General features: G+C 68.9%; 18 protein-coding genes. 6 read left to right on the top strand and 12 right to left on the bottom strand.

The features are described from left to right. Positions 1-77: 77 nt before the first annotated feature. Positions 78-521 (bottom strand): MarR family winged helix-turn-helix transcriptional regulator, encoded by a 444-nt coding sequence (locus tag AC57B5_RS13250; RefSeq protein ID WP_016449026.1) that lies wholly within the window; start codon positions 519-521, stop codon positions 78-80. A gap of 299 nt (positions 522-820) precedes the next feature. On the opposite strand from AC57B5_RS13250, the gene AC57B5_RS13245 reads away from it, so the two are divergent. The 3 genes from AC57B5_RS13245 to AC57B5_RS13235 are packed head-to-tail and all read left to right on the top strand — an operon-like array spanning position 821 to position 6,216. Continuing rightward, positions 821-3,025, top strand: coding sequence for a formate dehydrogenase subunit gamma (locus tag AC57B5_RS13245; RefSeq protein WP_496399707.1), 2,205 nt, complete (start codon positions 821-823; stop codon positions 3,023-3,025). A gap of 12 nt (positions 3,026-3,037) precedes the next feature. After that, the gene (gene fdhF / locus AC57B5_RS13240; protein WP_496399706.1) at positions 3,038-5,974 is read left to right on the top strand and encodes a formate dehydrogenase subunit alpha; all 2,937 of its coding nucleotides are present in this window, start codon (positions 3,038-3,040) and stop codon (positions 5,972-5,974) included. Next, complete coding sequence (locus tag AC57B5_RS13235) at positions 5,974-6,216, top strand: formate dehydrogenase subunit delta (protein WP_013803888.1); 243 nt, start codon at positions 5,974-5,976, stop codon at positions 6,214-6,216. The genes fdhF and AC57B5_RS13235 overlap by 1 nt, the downstream gene beginning before the upstream one ends. Here AC57B5_RS13235 and AC57B5_RS13230 read toward each other — a convergent pair. Then, positions 6,213-7,097: a LysR family transcriptional regulator gene (locus AC57B5_RS13230; RefSeq protein WP_213757950.1), complete on the bottom strand. Its 885-nt coding sequence runs from the start codon at positions 7,095-7,097 to the stop codon at positions 6,213-6,215. The two genes, AC57B5_RS13235 and AC57B5_RS13230, sit on opposite strands and share 4 nt — an antisense overlap. Before the next feature lie 72 nt (positions 7,098-7,169). On the opposite strand from AC57B5_RS13230, the gene AC57B5_RS13225 reads away from it, so the two are divergent. Continuing rightward, positions 7,170-8,126, top strand: a complete 957-nt coding sequence (locus tag AC57B5_RS13225) for a DMT family transporter (protein ID WP_496399705.1) — start codon at positions 7,170-7,172, stop codon at positions 8,124-8,126. A 4-nt stretch (positions 8,127-8,130) separates the two neighbouring features. Here the strand turns inward: AC57B5_RS13225 and AC57B5_RS13220 are convergent, their stop codons facing one another. From AC57B5_RS13220 to AC57B5_RS13175, 10 genes are all read right to left on the bottom strand, one after another. After that, complete coding sequence (locus tag AC57B5_RS13220; protein WP_496399704.1) at positions 8,131-8,553, bottom strand: hypothetical protein; 423 nt, start codon at positions 8,551-8,553, stop codon at positions 8,131-8,133. A 144-nt stretch (positions 8,554-8,697) separates the two neighbouring features. Further along, positions 8,698-9,690: a Bug family tripartite tricarboxylate transporter substrate binding protein gene (locus tag AC57B5_RS13215; RefSeq protein WP_012203793.1), complete on the bottom strand. Its 993-nt coding sequence runs from the start codon at positions 9,688-9,690 to the stop codon at positions 8,698-8,700. A gap of 42 nt (positions 9,691-9,732) precedes the next feature. Beyond that, positions 9,733-10,011: a muconolactone Delta-isomerase gene (gene catC / locus AC57B5_RS13210; protein ID WP_012203794.1), complete on the bottom strand. Its 279-nt coding sequence runs from the start codon at positions 10,009-10,011 to the stop codon at positions 9,733-9,735. Positions 10,012-10,039: 28 nt separating this feature from the next. Further along, entirely contained in the window at positions 10,040-11,227 is a 1,188-nt protein-coding gene (locus AC57B5_RS13205) for a muconate cycloisomerase family protein (RefSeq protein ID WP_012203795.1), read from the bottom strand. Between the two features lie 184 nt (positions 11,228-11,411). Further along, the gene (locus tag AC57B5_RS13200; RefSeq protein ID WP_353177540.1) at positions 11,412-13,793 is read right to left on the bottom strand and encodes a TonB-dependent siderophore receptor; all 2,382 of its coding nucleotides are present in this window, start codon (positions 13,791-13,793) and stop codon (positions 11,412-11,414) included. A gap of 88 nt (positions 13,794-13,881) precedes the next feature. Further along, positions 13,882-14,934, bottom strand: a complete 1,053-nt coding sequence (locus AC57B5_RS13195; RefSeq protein WP_496399703.1) for a FecR family protein — start codon at positions 14,932-14,934, stop codon at positions 13,882-13,884. Beyond that, positions 14,931-15,491: an RNA polymerase sigma factor gene (locus AC57B5_RS13190; protein ID WP_496399702.1), complete on the bottom strand. Its 561-nt coding sequence runs from the start codon at positions 15,489-15,491 to the stop codon at positions 14,931-14,933. The genes AC57B5_RS13195 and AC57B5_RS13190 overlap by 4 nt, the downstream gene beginning before the upstream one ends. A 126-nt stretch (positions 15,492-15,617) precedes the next feature. Next, complete coding sequence (locus tag AC57B5_RS13185) at positions 15,618-18,146, bottom strand: sensor histidine kinase (RefSeq protein ID WP_043825280.1); 2,529 nt, start codon at positions 18,144-18,146, stop codon at positions 15,618-15,620. Positions 18,147-18,170: 24 nt separating this feature from the next. Next, positions 18,171-19,091 carry an ABC transporter substrate-binding protein gene (locus AC57B5_RS13180; RefSeq protein WP_496399701.1) on the bottom strand — a complete coding sequence of 307 codons (921 nt, stop codon included), beginning with the start codon at positions 19,089-19,091 and terminating at the stop codon, positions 18,171-18,173. After that, entirely contained in the window at positions 19,091-19,462 is a 372-nt protein-coding gene (locus tag AC57B5_RS13175; protein WP_012203798.1) for a response regulator transcription factor, read from the bottom strand. The genes AC57B5_RS13180 and AC57B5_RS13175 overlap by 1 nt, the downstream gene beginning before the upstream one ends. 113 nt (positions 19,463-19,575) lie before the next feature. On the opposite strand from AC57B5_RS13175, the gene AC57B5_RS13170 reads away from it, so the two are divergent. Together AC57B5_RS13170 and AC57B5_RS13165 are read left to right on the top strand one after the other, a co-directional pair. Beyond that, complete coding sequence (locus AC57B5_RS13170; RefSeq protein WP_012203799.1) at positions 19,576-20,214, top strand: response regulator; 639 nt, start codon at positions 19,576-19,578, stop codon at positions 20,212-20,214. Then, positions 20,211-21,014: a response regulator gene (locus AC57B5_RS13165; protein ID WP_496399700.1), complete on the top strand. Its 804-nt coding sequence runs from the start codon at positions 20,211-20,213 to the stop codon at positions 21,012-21,014. Before AC57B5_RS13170 ends, AC57B5_RS13165 begins: the two co-directional genes overlap by 4 nt. The last annotated feature ends 9 nt before the right edge of the window (positions 21,015-21,023 follow it).

Below are 21,023 nucleotides of genomic sequence, written 5' to 3'. Positions count from 1 at the left end.
CTGAAAGGTCGGCTCAGCACAAAGGCCAGAAGGATTTTTCCTTCTGGCCTTTGTTTTTTTGGGGAGGCTGCAACGGCTCAGTCGGCCTCGCCACCTTCCAGCATCTTCTTGAGCAGAAAATCCAGCGCCAGGCGCTCGGCCGGATTGAGCTTGCCGTAGGTGCTTTCGGTGATCTGCTTGGCGAAGGGCTCCATGTCGCGCACCAGGTCCTGGCCGGCCTCGGTGAGGTTGATGACGACCTTGCGGCGGTCGATGCGGTCATGGTCCACCTGCACCAGTTCGCGCTGCTTGAGCCGGTCCACCACGCCGCGGATGGTGGCCTGGTCGATCACGGTGGCCTTGACGATGTCGGCCAGCGAGCTGCCGCTGTTGTCGCGCACGGAGCACAGCACCACGAATTGCGCAGCCGTGAGCTGCGAGTCGGGAATGTATTGCTGGAAGAGTGCAGTGTGGCGCTGATAGACACGCCGCAGCAGGTGGCCGATCTGGTCTGAAAAATGATAGCCATCCTGTGGCGTCATGGCTGATGGCGGGTGGTTCATGGTGCGCGTGAGCTTATCAAAATTCACACCAAATACCGTGTGATTTGCGACAAGCCGGGCGCATTTGCCAAGTGCCGCAAACCCGCGCTGGCTGCGGCATCCGCAAGACCTGGGGCAGCAGGCGCAGCACTGCCCGGCGGCTCATTTGCCGATTGAATGGCGCAATCATCCGTTTGAATTTGACGGCTTGCCCGGCAGGCCTTGAAATGGCATGAGAGACAAAGCGCCAGCGGACCGGACCGCGCCGCTCCCCACAACGAAAGCCAGCAGGGACACCCATGCCAGCCACACAAGGGAAGATCATTCCCATTGCCGTCCTCAATGCCGCTGTTGCCGACAGCGCACTCGGCGCCCATGAGCGCGAGGCCGTCGAGCACGCCATTGCCGTCCATGCCCGACGCCCCGGCCCCCTGATCGAGTTGCTGCACGCCGTGCAGGACATGCTGGGCCATATCCCCGAAGCCGCCGTGCCGCGCATTGCCGATGCGCTGAACCTCTCGCGTGCCGAGGTGCATGGCGTCATCTCCTACTACCCCCATTTCCGCAGCACGCCAGCGGGCCGCCATGTGCTGCAGGTCTGCCGCGCCGAGGCCTGCCAGTCGCGCGGTGCCGACGCGCTGCTGGCCCACGCAGGTCAGGCGCTGGGCTGCGGATCGAGTGGGCACGGGCATGGGCATGGAACCAGTGTCGATGGCGCCGTCACGCTGGAGCCGGTCTACTGCCTGGGCCTGTGCGCGTCATCGCCTGCCGTGATGCTCGATGGCCAGCCCCATGCGCATGTCTCGGCCAACGGACTGGATGCACTCATCGCGCAATGCCGCCAGCCGGAGCAGGCCGGCGAGCCGGTGGCCCAGCCTGCGCATGCAGGGGCAGGGGCAGGGGCAGGGGCAGGGGCAGGGGCAGGGGCAGGCCCCGGCGTGCTCGTCTATGTGCCCCGCGATGCCGCCGCGCTGGCCGTGGGCGCTGACGCCGTGGCCGGCGCCCTGCAGCGCGAGTGCGCGGCGCGCGGCCTTCAGGTGCAGATCGTGCGCAACGGCTCGCGCGGCCTGCTGTGGCTGGAGACCCTGGTGGAAGTCGAGACGCCCGAAGGCCGCGTGGCCTACGGCCCGGTCACGGCCGATGCGGTGCCGGGCCTGATCGATGCCGGAATGCTGCAGGGCGGCAGCCATGCGCTGTGCCATGGACTGACCGAGGCCATTGCCTACCTGGCGCGCCAGGAGCGCCTGACCTTTGCGCGCGTGGGCGTCATCGATCCGCTGAACCTGTCCGACTATGCGGCCCATGGCGGCTGGCAGGGGCTGGAGCGCGCGGCGCGCATGGAGCCCGCGGCCATCGTGCAGGAGGTGCTGGATTCGGGCCTGCGCGGCCGTGGCGGTGCGGCGTTTCCGGCCGGCATCAAATGGAAGACCGTGGCCGCCGCAGCGGGGCCGCAAAAGTACATTGCCTGCAACGCCGACGAGGGCGACTCGGGCACCTTCGCCGACCGGCTGCTGATGGAGGGCGATCCCTACACGCTGATCGAAGGCATGGCCATCGCGGGCCTGGCCGTGGGCGCCACGCAGGGCCTGGTCTATGTGCGCAGCGAGTATCCGCATGCCATCGCCACCCTGCGCGAAGCCATTGCGCGCGCCGAGGCCGCAGGCTGGCTGGGCCGCGACGTGGCCGGCAGCGGGCGGGCCTTCCACATGGAGGTGCGCAAGGGCGCGGGCAGCTATGTCTGCGGCGAGGAAACGGCCATGCTGGAGAGCATCGAGGGCCGGCGCGGCATCGTGCGCGCCAAGCCGCCGCTGCCGGCCATAGCGGGGCTGTGGAGCCGGCCCACGGTGATCAACAACGTGATCACGCTGGCCACGGTGCCGCTGATCCTGGCGCGCGGCGCGGCCTTCTACCAGGGCTTCGGCATGGGCCGCTCGCGCGGCACGCTGCCGTTCCAGCTGGCCGGCAACATCGCGCGCGGCGGCCTGGTGGAAAAGGCCTTCGGCCTGAGCCTGCGCGAACTGGTGGAAGACTTCGGCGGCGGCACGGCCACCGGCCGCACCGTCAAGGCCGTGCAGGTGGGCGGCCCGCTGGGCAGCTATGTGGCGCCGGCCGACTGGGATGCGCCGCTGGACTACGAGGCCTATGCCGCCAAGGGCAACGTGGTGGGACACGGCGGCATCGTCGTGCACGACGACATGGCCGACATGGCGCAGCTGGCGCGCTACGCCATGGAGTTCTGCGCCATCGAGTCCTGCGGCAAATGCACGCCCTGCCGCATCGGCTCCACGCGCGGCGTGGAGGTCATCGACCGCATCGTGCGCGCCGGCACCGACCCTGCCGCCCACGCCGGCCAGGTGGCCCTGCTGGAAAGCCTGTGCGACACCATGCAGCATGGCTCCATGTGCGCCATGGGCGGGATGACGCCGTATCCCGTGCGCTCGGCGCTGAACCACTACCCCCAGGACTTCGGCATCGAGTCCACCACGGCCGCAGCGGCTGCCTGAACGGAGAACACCATGCTCGACCACTTGAAGCAAGCCGACTGGGGCACGCCCGCCAGCCCGTCCGAACGCCTGATCACCCTGGAGATCGACGGCCGCGAGGTCTGCGTTCCCGAAGGTACCTCGCTGATGCGCGCTGCCATGGAAGGCGGCGTCAGCGTGCCCAAGCTGTGCGCCACCGACAGCCTGGAGCCCTTCGGCTCCTGCCGCCTGTGCCTGGTGCAGATCGAGGGACGCAAGGGCTTTCCGGCCTCGTGCACCACGCCGGCCGAGCCGGGCATGAAGGTGCGCACGCAAAGCCCGCAACTGCAGGAGCTGCGCCGCGGCGTGATGGAGCTGTACATCTCCGACCATCCGCTGGACTGCCTGACCTGCAGCGCCAACGGCGACTGCGAACTGCAGGACATGGCCGGCACCGTGGGCCTGCGCGAGGTGCGCTACGGCTTCGACGGCGCCAACCACTTCAAGGGCCAGGCGCGCGCCGAGGTCGATGTCTCCAACCCGTACTTCAGCTACGACCCCAGCAAGTGCATCGTCTGCAACCGCTGCGTGCGCGCCTGCGAGGAGACGCAGGGCACCTTTGCACTGACCATCTCGGGCCGGGGGTTCGAATCGCGCGTCACGGCGGGGCAGGGCGGCAGCTTCATGGACAGCGACTGCGTCAGCTGCGGCGCCTGCGTGCAGGCCTGCCCCACGGCCACGCTGCAGGAAAAGACCGTGACCGAGCTGGGCCAGGCCGGGCACAGCGCCATCACCACCTGCGCCTACTGCGGCGTGGGCTGCGGCTTCAAGGCCGAGATGAAGGGCGAGCAGGTCGTGCGCATGGTGCCCTGGAAGGACGGCCAGGCCAACGAGGGCCATGCCTGCGTCAAGGGCCGCTTTGCCTGGGGCTATGCAACGCACAAGGACCGCATCACCCGGCCCATGGTCCGCGCGAAGATCACCGACCCCTGGCGCGAAGTGAGCTGGGAAGAGGCCATTGCCCACACGGCCCGCGAGTTCCGCCGCATCCAGGCGAAGCACGGCAAGGACTCGATTGGCGGCATCACCTCCTCGCGCTGCACCAACGAAGAGGCCTACCTGGTGCAAAAGCTGGTGCGCACGGCCTTCGGCAACAACAACGTCGATACCTGCGCGCGCGTGTGCCACTCGCCCACGGGCTATGGCCTGGGCCAGACCTATGGCACCTCGGCCGGCACGCAGACCTTCAAGTCCATCGAGCACACGGACGTGGTCATGGTCATCGGCGCCAATCCCACGGCCGCGCACCCGGTGTTCGGCTCGCGCATGAAAAAGCGCCTGCGCGGCGACGGCCGGCGTGCGGGCGCCAAGCTCATCGTCATCGACCCGCGCGAGATCGAGCTCGTCAAGTCGCCCCACATCCGCGCCGACTACCACCTGCAACTGCGGCCCGGCACCAACGTGGCCATGATCACCTCGCTGGCCCATGTCATCGTCACCGAAGGCTGGCTGGCCGAGGACTACATCGCCGAGCGCTGCGATGCCAAGTCCTTTGCCCAGTGGAAGGAATTCGTGGCCCGGCCCGAGAACTCGCCCGAGGCCATGGCCGAGGTCACCGGGGTGGCGCCTGACCTGGTGCGCGGCGCCGCGCGCCTGTATGCGCTGGGTGCCGAGGACCACGCGGCGGGCCGCCCCGTCAACGCGGCCATCTACTACGGCCTGGGCGTGACCGAGCATGCGCAGGGCTCGACCATGGTCATGGGCATTGCCAACCTGGCCATGGCCACGGGCAACGTGGGCCGCGAAGGCGTGGGCGTGAACCCGCTGCGCGGCCAGAACAATGTGCAGGGCTCCTGCGACATGGGCTCCTTCCCGCATGAGCTGCCCGGCTACCGCCACATCTCGGACAGCACGGTGCGCGCCGAGTTCGAGGGGGCCTGGGGCGTGGCGCTCAGCCCCGAGCCCGGCCTGCGCATTCCCAACATGTTCGAGGCGGCCCTGGCCGGCAGCTTCATGGGCCTGTACTGCGAGGGCGAGGACATCGTGCAGTCCGACCCCAACACCCAGCATGTGACGGCCGCGCTCTCGGCCATGGAATGCGTGGTGGTGCAGGACATCTTCCTCAACGAAACCGCCAAGTACGCCCATGTCTTCCTGCCGGGCGCCTCCTTCCTCGAAAAGGACGGCACCTTCACCAATGCCGAGCGCCGCATTTCGCGCGTGCGCAAGGTCATGGCGCCGCTGGCCGGCTATGCCGATTGGGAGGTCACCCAGCTGCTGGCCAATGCGCTGGGCTACGCCATGCACTACACGCACCCGAGCGAGATCATGGCCGAGATCGCCGCGCTCACGCCCAGCTTCGCGGGCGTGAACTACGACAAGATCGACCGGCTGGGCAGCGTGCAATGGCCCTGCAATGACAGCACCGAAGAGGCCGGCACTTCCATCATGCACAGGGACCGCTTCGTGCGCGGCAAGGGCCGCTTCATCATCACCCAGTACGTGGCCACCGACGAGAAGGTCACCCAGCGCTTTCCGCTGCTGCTGACCACGGGGCGCATTCTGTCGCAGTACAACGTGGGCGCCCAGACCCGGCGCACGCACAACAGCCACTGGCACAGCGAGGACCGGCTGGAAATCCATCCGCATGACGCCGAGGACCGCGGCATACGCGAAGGCGACTGGGTCGGCATCGCCAGCCGCGCGGGCGAGACCGTGCTGCGCGCCACCGTCACCGAGCGCATACAGCCCGGCGTGGTCTACACCACCTTCCACTTTCCCGAATCGGGCGCCAACGTCATCACCACCGACAGCTCGGACTGGGCCACCAACTGCCCCGAATACAAGGTCACGGCCGTGCAGGTGCTGCCCGTCCCTCAGCACGCCCAGCCGTCCGACTGGCAGCGCGGCTTTGCGCGCATGCACGAAGAGCAGATCGGCCTGTGGCAAGCCGCGCAGGCAGGCAGCATGGCCGTGGCGGGAGGCAAGTGATGGACAGCGCCAACCTGGTCCGCATGGCCAACCGCATCGGCGAGTTCTTCGAGGCCATGCCCGAGCGCGACGAGGCCCTGCAGGGCATTGCCGAACACATCCGCAAATTCTGGGAGCCCCGCATGCGCGCCGAACTGGCCCGCGTGCTGGCCAGCCCCGACGAGGCCCAGGCGCTCAAGCCCATCGTGCGCGAGGCGCTGGTGCTGCATCCGCTGACCTTGCCGTCGGCGGCGCAGGCTTAGCCAAACTGCTTCTTCCTCGCCATCTCCCGCGCCAGCTCCACAAAGCCGGCAGCGGCCGGCGACAGCCGCTCCATGCTGCGCACGGCCAAGCCGGTGACGCGGCGCTGGCGGGGCGAGAGGCTGCGGTAGACCATGCCTTCAGGCGCCTGCTCGGGCACGGCCAGGCGTGCGGCAATCGCAATGGCGTGGCCCTGGGCCACGAAGCCCTGCATGGAGGACATCTGCTCGAAGTGGTAGATGGCCGCAGGCTGGGCGCCGGCCTCGGCCAGGAAGCGGTCGATGTGCGCGCCCGACCCGGCCGAGGTGCGCACAAAGGCCTCGCCCTGCAGATCGGCTGCGCGGATGCTGCGCTGGGCCGCCAGCCGGTGCGATGCGGGCAGCAGCGCCACCAGTTCGTCTTCCACCAGGGGCACGGTCTCGAAGCGCTCGTCGGGCAGCACGACGAAGCCGATCTCCACGCGCCGCTCCAGCAGCCACTTGACCACGGTGTCGTCGTTTTGCTCGTCGATCTGCACCAGCACGGCGGGCTGGCGGCGGCGGTATTCGGTGATCAGCGGGGGCAGCAGACGCAGCGAAGAGGTGGCGCCGAACGAGGCCACGCGCAGCGTGCCGCGCGCCATGCCGCGTTCGGCATCGGCCTCCTGCCGCAAGGCCTCCTTTTGCTGGAGGATGTCGTTGGCGCGCTGCAGCAGCCGCGTGCCTGCGTCGGTCAGCGGGGAGTGAGGGCCTTCGCGCCGCACCAACTGCACCTGCAGCTCGCCTTCCAGCGCGCGCAGGGCATGGCTGACGGCGCTCTGGGTAATGCCCAGCAGCGCGGCCGCGCGCGAGAAACTGCCGGCGCGGGCCAGCGCCGCGAACACTTCGAGCTGGGTGAAGGTCATGGGATCACGGTGTCCAGGTCATGAGCATTCGCTCATTTGTCTATGAATCGATATGAGCACATAGTACGCGCCATGAATTTTCAACGCTTCTTCGGTCCTCACCTGCGGCTTGTCGGCATGGCCCTGCTGTGGGGCGCTTCCTGGCCTGCGGGCCGCGTGGTGGCACAGAACATGCCGCCGCTGGCAGCCGCCAGCCTGCGCTTCCTGCTGGCCGCCGCCGTGCTGCTGCCCTGGCTGTACTGGGCCGGCGGCATGGCCGGTCTCAGGCACTGGAGCGCCAAACGCTGGCTGGGCATGGCGGCCGCTGGCGCCACGGGCGTGTTCGGCTATGCGGCCTTTTTCCTGATGGGGCTGCAGCATGTGCCGGCCGGCAAGGCGGCCCTGGTGATCACGCTCAACCCCGTGCTCACGCTGGCGCTGGCGGTCTGGCTGTTCGGCGAGCGGCTCAACCGCACCATTGCCCTGGGCATGGCGCTGGCGGCCTGCGGCGCCGTGGTGGTGATCTCGCATGGCCAGCCGCTGGCGCTGCTGCAGGGATCGGTGGGCGCCGGCGAGCTGCTGATCCTGGGCTGCGTGGTGTGCTGGGTGACCTACACCCTGATCGGCCGCTGGCTGCTCACGGGTGTCGATGCGCTGTCGGCCACGGCCGTGACCTCGACCATGGGCGCGGCCATGCTGCTGGTGGCCAGCCTGGTGGTGGAAGGGCCGGCCGGCCTGCAGGCTGCCGTGCTTAGCAACGCAACCGCCTGGGGCGCGCTGGCCTTCCTGGCCTTCGGCGCCACGGCGCTTGCCTATGCCTGGTATTTCGATGGCGTCAAGGCGCTGGGTGCGGGTGCGGCCTCGGGCTACATCACCCTGGTGCCCGTGATCGGTGTGGCGCTGTCGGCGCTGTGGCTGGGCGAGAGCATCGATGCCAGCATCGTGCTGGGCGGCGGCATGGCCGTGGCCGGCACGGCGCTGATGAACTGGGGACGCAGGCCGGTGCCCGCCCCGCGCATGCAGGGTGCGCAGGCGGTAGTCCGCAGTTGACGTGTCAGGTGCTGCGCCTGGCGCGGATGGCATTGCGCGCGGCGCGCAGCAGCTTCAACTGGAGCCAGGATGCGGCGAGCAGGGCTGCCGCAACGATGAGCCAGTGATGCAAGGCAAACCCTGGCTGGTGAAAGCGCACGGGCAGATCGACTGCCTCCACCAGCACGCCCATCTCGATGAACGCCAGCAGGCCTGCCATGGCGGCAAGCCAGCCGGGTTCGCGCTGCGATGGGCCGGCTTGGGACCGCTTTCGGCGTCCTGCCAGCCTGAAGAAAATGCCCAGGGCGATGGTGCCCAGAATCAAGGCCAGCACCAGCTTGCCCAGCAAGCTGGCTGCGGCCGCGCCGCCCAGGGACAGGATCAGGCCCACGATTTCGGCCACGGCTTCGAACCGTGCCGCAAGGGCCTTGCGGATGCGCAACAACATGGCAGCCTTCCTTCAGCGTCCGTGCGCTTCAGAAGGCTGTGTGCCGCAGCATGGTGATTTCCTGAGCTTGCCCATCCCGTCCCCTTGGTTGTGTGATCCGGCGAGCGTATCAAACCCTGTCGGGCGACCGGAGGCGGTCCAGGCTCAGTCCATGCTGATGTTGCGCTCCGTGATCACCTTGGTCCAGCGCACGGACTCGGCCTGCAGGTGCTTTGCCGCTTCCTCGGGCGTGGAGCCCACGACTTCGGCGCCGATGGCCTTGAAGCGTTCGAGCACGTCGGGCTGCTTCATCTCGGCCACGAAGACCTGGTTGAGCTTCTTGACGATGGCCGGCGGCGTGCTGGCGGGCATGAAGACGGCGAACCAGGGCGAGACCTCGTAGCCCTTGATGCCGGCCTCTTCCATGGTGGGCACGTCGGGCATGCTGGACGAACGCTTGGCCGTGGTCACGGCCAGGGCGCGCAGCTTGCCCGACTGGATGTGCGGGCGCGCCGAGGTGATGGAGTCGAACATGTAGTTGACCTGTCCGCCCAGCAGGTCGGACACGGCCGGGCCCGATCCCTTGTAGGGGATGTGCAGGATGTCCACGCCGGCCAGTGAGTTGAACACTTCGCCCGCCAGGTGGATGGAGGTGCCGTTGCCGGCCGAGGCATAGGTCAGCTTGCCGGGCGAGGCCTTGGCGGCGGCCACCACGTCGGCCACGCTCTTGACGTTGGGCTGGGTGGAATTGGTGACCAGAATGTTGGGCACCACGGCCAGCACGCCCACGGGGGCGAAGTCCTTGATCGGGTCGTAGCTGAGCTTGCGGTACAGCGGCTTGTTGGTGGCCATGCCGATGGAAGTGATCATCAGCGTGTAGCCGTCGCCGGGCTGCTTGGCCACGAAGTCGGCGCCGATGTTGCCGCCGGCGCCGGGGCGGTTCTCGATCACGAAGGGCTGGCCCAGCGTGCGGCCGGCCTTCTCGCCCAGGGTGCGCGCGATGGCGTCCATGGCGCCGCCCGGCGGGAAGGGCACGATCCAGCGGATGGGCTTGCTGGGCCAGTTGGCCTCGGGTGCCTGCGCATGGGCGGCGGGCATCACGGCGGACAGGCACAGGCCTGCGGCTGCGGCGGTCAGAAAACGGCGTTTCACATTCACTTCAGTTGTCTCCGAAAAATTTGGTCTTGGTTTGGGCTGTGCTCAGGCGATGGCCGAGGGGTGCCGGGCCAGCGGCGTGACCTGGATGTCCATGTAGGGGAACAGCGGCAGGCCCTGCAGCAGCTCGTGCAGCTCGTCGTTGGAGGCCACGTCGAACACGCTGTAGTTGGCGTACTCGCCCACCACGCGCCAGATGTGGGGCCAGCGTCCGTCGTGCTGCAGCTGCTGGGAATAGGCCTTCTCGCGGGCCTTGATCTCGGCTGCCACGTCGGCGGGCAGGTCGTGGGGGATCTTCACGTCCATGCGGACCAGATAAAGCATGTTTGTCTCCAGGAGGAATGAAAGGAATTCAGGTCGCAGCCCCGGTCCGGGCCTGCCCCATGTCGAAGTGCTGCGGCTGGCTGCCGGCCAGCGCACGGTCGAAACGCGCGAGCTGCTGCAGGTCGATCTCCACGCCCAGGCCGGGCCCGTCGGGCAGTTGCAGCTCGAAGTCGCGGATGGCCATGCGCTCGGTGACGATGTCGTCCACCAGCAGCTGGGGGCCGAACAGCTCGCAGTTGTAGTGCTGCCCGCCCAGCGTGGCAAAGACGTGGGCCGAGGCGGCCGAGCCGATCGAGGTCTCCAGCATGGTGCCGCCGTACCAGCCGATGTCGGCCGCCTGGGCAATGGCCGCCACCTTGCGGGTGCGCAGCAGGCCGCCGTGCTTGGCCACCTTGAGCGAGAACACATGGCTGGCCTGCTCGCGCGCCAGACGCATGGCGTCGTAGGGCGTGCACACGCTCTCGTCGGCCATGACCAGGGCGCCCTGCAGCGTGGCCGTCAGCTCGCGCAGCGCGGGTACGTTCCAGCCGGCCACGGGCTGCTCGATCAGGGTCACGCCGGCATCGATCAATTGCGGCAGAAAGCGCCGCGCCGTGGCGCCGTCCCAGGCCTGGTTCACGTCCACGGTCAGCGTGGCGCGGCCCTGCAGGCCGCGCGCGATCTCGCTCACATGGGCCACGTCGGCCTCGGGCGTGCGCGCGCCGATCTTCATCTTGAAGATGCGGTGGCGTTTTTGTTCCAGGCGCAGATGGGCCTCGGCCAGGTCGCGCTCGATGTCGCCGCTGGCCAGCGTCCAGGCCAGGGGCAGGCTGTCGCGCTGCTTGCCGCCCAGCAATTGCCACAGCGGCAACTGCAGGCTGCGGGCCACGGCGTCCATCAGCGCGATCTCGACGGCGCTCTTGGCAAAGGCATTGCCCTTGCAGGCCAGGTCCATGCGCGAGAGGCAGGCCTCGAAGCGCGCACCGTCCTGGCCGATCAGGCTGGGCGCCAGGTGGTTGGTGATGGCGTGGTGGATGCTCTCGGGCGATTCCTCGTTCCACGACGGGCCGCCGATGGTGGCGGCCTCGCCAAAGCCCGTGGCGCCATTGCGCAGCCACAGCTGCACGATCACCGGGCTTTGCCGGCTGATGGAGCCGAACGACAGCTTGTGCGGACGGATGGTGGGAATGTCGAGGATCCGCGCCTCGATGCGCTCGATCAGGAAACGGTCTTGCATGGCAATGGCGTGTGTCTTGGCTGGCGGCGGCTGCCGGCGATGGACACAAGCGTAAATCCATGCATTGTGTGGATCTATTGAATTATTTGTGAGAAATCATTCGATGTTGTCGATGTATTGAATGCCTGCGCGGCAGGCAGGGGGCGCGGCAGCCTTGTGCTGCGCACGCCCTCTGGCGACGGGATCAGAAACTGCTGCGCAGCGTGACCATGATGCTGCGCGGCAGGCCGTAGTAGTTGCTGCGCGTGGCCGTGCCCACGCGCTCCCAGTAGACGCGGTCGAAGAGGTTGTCGATGTTCACGGCCAGCTTGACCTTGGGGGTGAGCGGGTAGGCGGCATAGACGGACCAGACGCCGTAGCCGCCCGCGCGCCAGCGCACGGTGCCCAGGGTGTCGTAGAACTCGCTGACGGCGCGCACGCCCGCGCCCAGCTCCAGCCCCTGGGCCACGGGGCCGGCCACGCGGTAGCGCGCCCACAGGTTCACGCTGTGGCGCGGTGACATGGTGCTGAAGTCGGTGCCCGTCTGCGTGACGGTGCCCTGCAGGTATTTGGAGCGCATGTAGGCGTAGCTGGCCGCCACGTCCCAGCGCGGCGACAGCGAGCCGACCACTTCGGCCTCGAAGCCTTCGGAGCGCACCTTGCCTGCGGGGATGACGAAGGCGGCATCGCCAGGGTCGGCCAGCGCGCGGTTGGTGTCCTGCATGCGGTACACGGCGGCGGTGGCATTCAGGCGTCCGTCCAGCAGACTGCCCTTGATGCCGGCCTCCACCTGCCGGCCCTCGCGCGGAGCGATCTGGCCGCCGCCGGCCAGGCGCCCGCTTTGCGGCTGGAAGATGCGCGACTGGCTGGCGTAGAGCGTCCAGCTGTCGTTCAGATCGAAGAGCACGGCGCCGAAGGGCGTGAACTGGCCATCGACCTCGTAGCCCGAGCGCGTGTTCTGCAGCCGGTCCGAGGTTTCTGTCTTCCACCAGCTCTTGCGCGCGCCCGCCACCAGGGTGAGGGCCTGCGTGGGCTTGATGCGCAACTGGCCGTAGACGCCGCGCAGGCTGGTGCGCGTGATGTCGTCGGCAAAGGGCTTGAAGCTGGGCTCGGGAATGGAGGAGGGGTCGTAGTGGAACAGGTCGGCCGGCGTGTTCATGGCGCCGCGCAGCATGCGCAGGTGCATGTTGGAGCTGCGGTAGTCCGCGCCCGCGATGAAATGGTGCGTCTGCCCGGCCCATTGCCAGGGCGTGCTGTAGTAGATATCGGCCGTGGTGTCGGCATAGTCGCGGTCCACGGTCTGGGCCTGGGTGAAGCGGCTGATGCCGGTGTCCGAGACGGCCGAGTAGCCGTTGATGTACTTGTCGCGCTGCTGGCGCAGCACGCGGCGTGCGGCCACCTTGAACAGGCCGCCGCCGTCGAGCCGCGTCTCCGACTCGATGAAGCCGGCCAGCGATTCGGGCGCGGCGCGGCCCCAGTCGGCGGCAATGGCCACGTCGCGCGGAATGGGGGCCAGCCTGCCGTCGGCGTGGGCGGGCAGGCCGGTGTCGTAGTTGCCCCGGCCGCGCTGCCAGGTGGCGCCCACCGAGACCGTGCTCTGGGAAGTGATGTCCAGCTCCACCGTGCCATACAGGGCCTGCTTGTGGCCGTCCATGGCCATCACGGGGCTGCCGAAGTTCTCGTGCAGCGCCACCACCCGGCCACGCAGGCGGCCATCTTCGGACAGCGGGCCGGTGACATCCACCTCGGCCCGCTTGCGCCCCCGCGAGCCCAGGCCGATGGCGCCCTGGCCCTGGTAGTCCGGCAGGGCGCGCTTGCGCACCAGGTTGAGCATGACGCTGGGCTCGCCCGCGCCCGAGAACAGCCCGGCCGGCCCGCGCAGGGCCTCGACCCGGTCGAACAGGGCCAGGTCCAGCGTTTCCTGGGTGGCCGGGTTGCCGCTGACGGTGAGACCGTCCAACTGGTAGGTGGAGGACTGGTAGCCGCGCGAGAGGATGTCGCTGCGCCCGCCCGTGCTGCTTTGCCGGCGCACGACGATGCCGGGCACCACCTTGGCGGCTTCGGTGAGCTCCACGAAGTTCTGGTCATCGAGCTGCGCGCGCGAGATCACGGACACGGACTGCGGCGTCTCCCGCGCCGTCAGCTCGATCTTGGTGGCCGCGCTGGCATAGGGCGCCCGGTAGCTGCCCGTGCCTTCCGTGCGGCCGTCGCGCAGGGCCGTGGCCGTCACCCGCACTTCGTCCAGCGCGGTCTGCGGGCGCGCCGGGGCGGGGCGCAGCAGCCAGCCGCCCTGGGGTTGGGCAGAGGCTTGCAGCCCGCTGCCGGCCAGCAGGCGCTGCAGTGCCTCGGCCGGCTCCAGGCGGCCCTGGACGGCGGGCGCGGTCTTGCCTGCCAGCAGGGCGCTGTCGGCCGCGATGCTGGTGCCGGTGGCGCGGGCCAGGGCCTTGATGGCGTCGGACAGCGGCTGGGCCGGCAGGTCGATGTCGGCAGGGGCGGCCAGGGCTGGCGTGCAGGCCAGTGCCGCCGCGCAGGCGAGCAGGGACAGGCAGGCGCGTGCCGGGCGGGAGGAAAGAGGGCGGGCGGGCATGGCGGGAACGTTCTCCTGGAAATCGGTTGTGCTCGCCTGTATGACGGGGCAGCCCGCCGGATCCCTGATGTGTGTTGGCCGCTTTTTTTCAGTTTTTCCGGATTTTTTCCGGCGCCGTGCTGCGCGGGGCCAGCCAGGTGGCGCCGTCGCGCTCCTGCACGCGCACGGCGGCGATGCGCGGCAGCGCGTCCAGGAAGCTCTCCACATCGGCGCGCTGCACGGCGGCCGTGATGCGCGGCCCGCCCGTGCCGTCGGCTACGGCCGCACGCACGGGCTGGCGGCGCCAGCGCGACAGCGTGGCCGCGATCTCGCCCAGCCCGGCGTTGTCGAAGACGATGAGGCCGCGTTCGATGGACGAGAAGCTGTCGCGCGCATCGCGCTGCACGCGACGGGGGAGGGGGCTGGCGTGGGCGCCATCGGCACCGGGGGCGGCACCGGCGCTTTCGTCCGGCAGTTCCCCCACTTCGCCCGCCTGCAGCAGCAAGAACGGTGCTCCTTCAGCACCTTTCACCGCCAAACGCACCGTGCCATGCTCCACGCTCACCCGCACCAGGCCCGGCAGGCGGTTGACGGTGAAGCGCGTGCCCAGCACGGTGATGCGCGCCTGGCCTGCGTCGATGGTGAAGTGGCGGTCTGCATCCCTGGCCACGTCGAACAGGGCCTCGCCCTGCTCCAGCACCACGGCGCGCTGGCGGCGCGTGTAGCGCGTGGCGATGCGGCTGGCCGGTCCCAGGGTCAGCACGCTGGCGTCGGGCAGGTTCAGCACGATGCGTTCGCCAATCGCACTGTCGCGGGCCAGGGCGAACACGGTGGCGTCCTGCCATTCAAGCCAGCCGCGCCATGCCAGCAGGCCAGCCGTGCCCAGGCCGGCAACGCCCAGCACGCCGCGGGTGATGGCTGCGCGGCGCGTGTTGCGGCGCTGGCGTGCGGCGGTGTTCACGGCCGTGGCCAGGGCCTCGGTGCGGGGCGTGGAGTCGAAGTCCTGCCACAGCGCCTCGAAGGCGGCGTATTCGGCGGCGTGGCGCGGGTCGGCGTCCATCCAGGTGCGCCAGGCGGCGGCGTCGGCGGCGCCGGGCTGCGCTCCCGCATCCCGGTGCATGCGTATGAACCAGCGCGCCGCCTCTTCGCGCGGCGTGGTCATGGCGTGAGCAGCTCGCGCGCGGCGCGCAGGTCCAGCAGGGCGCGCATCAGGTGGCGCTCCACCATGTTCAGGCTGATGCCCAGCGTGGCGGCAATCCTGGGCTGGGAATGGCCTTCCACCTTGCACAGCCAGAACACCTCGCGGCAGCGCGGGGGAAGCCCTTCGATGACCCGCTGCGCAGCGGCCAGGCGCTGCTGCAGATCGGCCAGCACCTCGGCGGAAGGCGCGGTGAATGCTTCCTGCACGGCGATGGCGTCCGCGCGCCTGCCGGGGGCCGTGGAGTCCGGCTCGCCTGCCAGGTCGGGCAGGGGCACGAAGCGGCGTTCATGCGCCATCTGGTCCGCGAGCACGGTACGCGCCACCACGCGCAGATAGGCGTGCGGTTGGGCGATGCCTTCATGCCTGCCGCTGAGGGCGTAGCGCACGAAGGCGTCATGCAGCACATCCTGCGCACGGTGGATGCAGCGCGTGCTGCGCCAGATGGCGGGCAGCAGGCTGCCGTAGGCCCAGCGCAGGTCCAGGCCCAGCCAGGCTGCGGGAGTCGGATGGCGTGTCATACGAACGGGAATGGAGGCCGGGCGTGCCGACCGGCAGGTTCAGGGAGCAGGGTTGCGGCATTCTAAATGAGACTTTTTCTCATTTGTTGCCGAATGCCCACGCGCGCTCTGCCCTGTCTGGCTCCGCTACAGCAACTCCGCCGGCCGCGTCTCCGATGCGCCGGTGCGGCAGGGCAGGGTGATGCGAAACAGCGACCCGCCTTCGGAGCGGTTGCTGGCGGCGATGGTGCCGTCCATGGCGTCGATGATCTTGCGGCAGATGGCCAGGCCCAGGCCGGTGCCGCCCGAGCCGTTGCGGGTTTTGCTGGACTGCACGAAGGGCTGGAAGATCTTGTCCAGTTCCTGCGGCGGAATGCCCGGCCCCTGGTCGGAGACGGCGATGCAGATATCGCCCTGCTCATCGATGCGGCCCTGCACATCGATGCGCCCGCCGATGGGCGAGAACTTGATGGCATTGGCCAGCACATTGCGCACCACCTGCTGGAAGCGCACGGGGTCGGCCTTGGCGATCAGCGGCGTGTCGTCGAGCTCCAGCCGCAGGTCGATCAGCTTTTGCTGCTGCTGCGGCTCCAGCTCGCGCACCACGGGCCGGATCAGGCTCCTGAGGTCGGTGCGCTCCACGTGGATGGTGCCCACGGCGCTTTCCAGCTTGGCCACGTCCAGCAGGTCGTTGACCAGGGCCAGCATGCGTATGCCCGCCTCGTGGATGTCGTTGAACATGTCGGCCATGGCGGGATTGCCGCGCGAGCGCAGGCCGCCGAGCTCGGCAAAGCCCATGATGGACTGCAGCGGGGTGCGCAGCTCGTGGCTCATGTTGGCCACGAATTCCGATTTCACGCGGAAGGCCTCTTCGGCCGCGTCGCGGGCTTCGCGGGTGGCATGCTCGGCTGCGCGGAATTCGCTCACGTCCACAAAAATGCTGAGCACGCCGGTGATCTGGCCCTGGGCATTCTTGACGGCTGCCTTGGAGATCTGCACATCGCGGTAGCTGCCGTCCACATGGGGCAGCCGGGCCTCCACCATCATGCGCTGGCCCGAGCGCATCACGACCTGATTGCTGCGCATCTGCAGCAGGGCATCGTCGCGCGCGTGCAGGCCCTTGATCTCGTGGCCGAGCACGGCGTAGCGGCCCCGGCCGAAGAAGTCCTCCCAGGCCTTGTTGACCAGGGCCACGCGCTGGTCCGCGTCGGTGACCAGCATGGGCAGGGGCGTGGTCTCGAACAGCAGATGCTGGAAGGCCAGCTGGGTCTGCAGCTCCTGCTGGGCCTTCCAGCGGGCGGTCACGTCCACGGCGCTGCCGGCAAAGCCCACCAGCCGGCCGTCGCGCAGCAGGGGAACCACGGCGATGTCGCAGAGCATCTCCCGGTTGCCCGGCAGGCGGAACATGGCCTGGCAGTTTCGCGGTGCCAGCCGGGCCAGGGGATCGAGCAGGGCCTGGATCTGCGCCAGGTACGAGCCGTCCACGATGTTCTCCAGCGGCTGGCCCACGGCCTCGGCGCTGGGCTGGCCGGTCAGCTGCTCCCAGCGCGCGTTCACGAAGGTCAGCAGTCCCTGGCTGTCGGTGCGAAAGATCAGCTCCTGCACGCTGCGCATGAGCACGGCCATCTCATGCTCGCTGCGCGCCAGGCGCGCCTGTGCCTGCTCCATGGCCTGCAGTGCCGACTTCTGGACCCTGCGGGTCTTGAGCACCGACCAGCTCAGTCCCAGCACCAGGGCCAGCAGGGCCACGCCGGCCACGAAGAAGGCAAAGGCGTTGTCCCGCCAGCGCGCCACCATGGCCGCGTAGGGCTCCTCCACCACCAGCAGCAGCGGCCAGTTGCGCACGGTGCGGAACGACACGATCTGGTGGCGCCCCAGCATGCCCGCGCCGATGTAGGAGCCGAATTCGCTGTGCGGCAGCCATTCCTGGAACAGCGGCGTCTGCAGCGCGGCGGCCGCCTGCACGCCCGTGCCCTCATTGGTGCTGGCCAGGGGCCGGCCGTCATAGGTCAGCAGCACGGCCTCGTAGCTGAGGGTCTCCAGCGTGGACTGGTAGAAATTGGCCACGGCGTCGGGATTGATCAGGGCCACCAGCACGGCGGGCATGCCGTTGTCCTGGTGGAAGGCCAGCAATTGCGGCAGGAAGGACACGCCGCGCGGCGTCGGATGCGCACGTGGCGCCAGCGACGACAGGCTGCGGCCGGGCACTAGCCGGCCCAGCTGGGGCTTGCCGGGGATGAGGACGGCCGCCTTGTCGTGCAGCAGATCCTGCGTGTTGATCTGCTGGCCGGCCTCCCCGGCCTGGGTGCTGGCCAGGATGAGGCCCTTGTCGTCGATCAGCGCCATGCTGCGCAGGTAGGGCAACTGGGCGATCAGCAGGGCCATGGCGGCCTCGCGCGTGCCGCGCCCACTGCCTGCGGCCACGATGGCCGGGTTGTGCGCCAGGCTGGCCAGGGCCATTTCGGTGTTCTCGAAGGTCTTGGCCGTCTGGTCCTCCAGCACGCGGGCCAGCAGCGAGGCCTGGGACTTGCTCTGGTCCGCATCGGCATGCAGCTGGCTCCAGACGAAGAGCACCAGTCCGGCGAGCACGCACAGTGCAAAGGTCAGCACCAGCGCCTTGATGTGGGCACTGCGCCGGGCTCCGAGAAAATGATGCGCGGCAGCTCGTTCAGACATGATGAAGGTGCTCCATCGGAAGTTTCAGGGCGCGACGATGGCGGTCAGGCCGTTGTGGCGCGCGGCCCTGGCCAGGCGGCCGTCGCGCTTGATGTCCGAGACGAACTGGTTCAGGCGCGCCAGCCACTGGGCGTCGGCAGGGCTGGCCGCATAGCCGTAGGGCAGCACATGGAAGGGCTGGGGCGGCGCGATCAGCTGCACCCAGTCCGAGCTGTCCAGCAGCTTGCGGCTGTATGGGTAGTCGGTCATGAACACGTCCACGCGCCCGGCCATGAGTTCCTTTTCGCGGGTTTGCGGCGGCTCCACCAGCACCAGGTGCGCATGCTTGAGCGACTCGCGCATGACCGGCTCCATGAAGGTGCCGCGCTGCACGGCCACCTGCACGCCGGGCTGGTCGATGTCGGCCCAGCTGCGCACGGCGGGGTTGCTCTTGGTGGTGATGCCGTAGATATCGCTGCTCAGGTAGGGCTGGGTGAAGCGCAGCTGCTGCTGGCGCTGCGGCAGGATGCCGACGGCGAACATGGCCACGTCGCAGCGCGACTCCAGCAGGTCGGGCACCAGCCGCGAGAAGGACGAGTCCACATGCTGCAGCCGCGCGCCCAGGTCCTTGGCAAGCTCTGCCGAGAGCTCCGCGTCGATGCCCGTGAGCCTGCCCGTGCGTGCGTCACGGTAGGTAATGCCGTAGTAGTCGGGCCAGATGCAGACCTTCAGCGTGTGGCTGCTGGCCACGCGGTCCAGCACCTCGCCGGCCCCTGCTGCGCCAGGCCCCATGGCCAGCACCGCCACCCAGACCGGAACCAGTGCCAGCAGCAGCGCCTGTACAACGGGCAGCACAACGGGCAGCACAACGGCCTGCACGGCGGCCCGCACCAGCGCGGACAGGCGCGCGGCGTTCCCGGACGGTATCTGCCATCGGCCCGCGGCGGCCTGCGTGTGCATCGTCATCAGTCGCTCCTGTAAAGACTGGCCAGGGTCTCCAGCAGCCGGTTCGGGCTGAAGGGCTTGAGCAGGTATTCGTCGGCACCGGCATTGAAGCCCGCCTCGCGGTCCTGCGCACTGCCCCGGGCCGTCAGCAGGATCACCCGCGTGTGCCGCAGGTCGTAGGAGGTCTTGATGCGGCAGCACACCTCCAGGCCGTCCAGCGTCCCCGGCATCATCATGTCCAGCAGCACGACGTCGGGCTGGCTGCGCTGGGCCAGGGCCCAGGCTTCGTCACCGGTCGGCGCCTCCATGACTTCGTATGCGCTGGACTCCAGCGTCATGCGCAACAGCTTGCGGATGTCGGCTTGGTCTTCGGCGATCAGTATCTTCTTCATGGCGGGCCTTTCGCAACGCAGTTGAAGGGTTCTGCGTTGGATTCAATCATAAATATCAAATTCATCAAATTTGTATTGAATTTTTTAATCGTATTTGATGCAAAATTGCTGCCATGTCCGAGAACAGCACCCCACCAGGCCAAATTCCGCACTACACGACCGCTGAGGTGGCCAAGCTGCTGGGCATGGCGGTGCGGTCGGTTCAGCTCATGGTCGATCGCGGCGATCTGGAGGCCTGGAAGACCCCCGGGGGGCACCGGCGCATCACGCGCGCCTCTGTGGAGCGCTGGCGCGGCAGGCAGGGCGATGCGGCCACCACGTCCGGGGCGCCGGCTGCGGCCCCGGCGCCCGCTCCCGCGCAGGCCGGCACGGGCCCGCGCGTGCTGCTGATCGAGGACTCCGTGCACTTCCAGAACCTGGTGCGCCTGCTGGTGCAGCGCCACTTTCCCGACGTGCAGCTGCACGTGGCGCACGACGGGATCACCGGCATGGCGCTGTACGGGCAGATCCAGCCCGACGTGCTGCTGGTGGACATCCTGCTGCCCGACATCGACGGCGCCGCCCTCATCACCACCTTGCGCACGCATGAGCAGTTCGCGCGCTGCAAGCTGCTGGTGGTCACCTCGCTGGATGCGGCAGAGCGCGAGGCCTACGCCTTTGCGCTGGGCGGCGCGCGCGTGATCCACAAACCCCAGCTCGTGCAGGAGCTGCCCGAGGCGCTGGGCGAGCTGCTGGGCAGGCAGGCAGCGTGAATCCGGCCCATCCTGCGGTCCTGCTGGTGGAGGACGATGCCTCGATTGCGCGATTCGTCACGCTGGCGCTGGAGGGCATGCCCCTCACCCTGGTGTCCTGCGCGAGTGCGGAGCAGGCGCAGAGCCTGCTGCAGAGCCAGCCCTTTGCCCTGCTGATCACCGACCTGATGCTGCCAGGCGCCTCCGGGGTCGAGCTCATCGAATGGCTGCGCAGCTCTCCGCAGGCCGGCTGCAGCGCCGTGGTCTTCAGCGCCGGCGTGCGGGCCGACGTGGCGCTGCGCCTGGAGCAACTGCAGGTCTGGGGCGTGCTGCGCAAGCCCGTGTCGGTGGCGCAACTGGTGGACTGCGTGGAATCGGTGCTGGCGGCGCAACCGGCCGGCTCTCCCGCGCCAGCCAGCTTGCAGGCTGCCGGTGCGGATGTGCCGGTGGATATGCCGTCGGATATGCCTGCGGATATGCCGGCGGATGGTGGCCCGGCCGCCGTCTCCAGCTACTTCGGCGGCGATGCCGCCCTGTTCCACAGCTACCGCGCCAGCTGTCTTGCGCAGTTGCCCGACGATGTGGCGCTGGGCGAAAACCTGCTGGCCGCGCGTGATGCCGCGGCGCTGCGCCGGCTGGCGCACAACCTCAAAAGCGTGCTGCGCCTGCTGGGGCACGAGCAGGCCAGCGGCCTGGCGCAGACGCTGGAGCAGGCCTGCCTGGCCAGCGACTGGGCCGGCGCCACCGATGCCTGGCGGCAACTGGGCGCGGCCCTGCTGGGTATGCTGGACGGCGCGGGCCAGCGGCCCCGGCGCGGCTGACACCGCGCC

It is taken from the genome of Delftia sp. BGA-UO-ETr-SB1, assembly GCF_059567865.1.
This window is presented reverse-complemented; position numbering and strand designations above follow the sequence as displayed.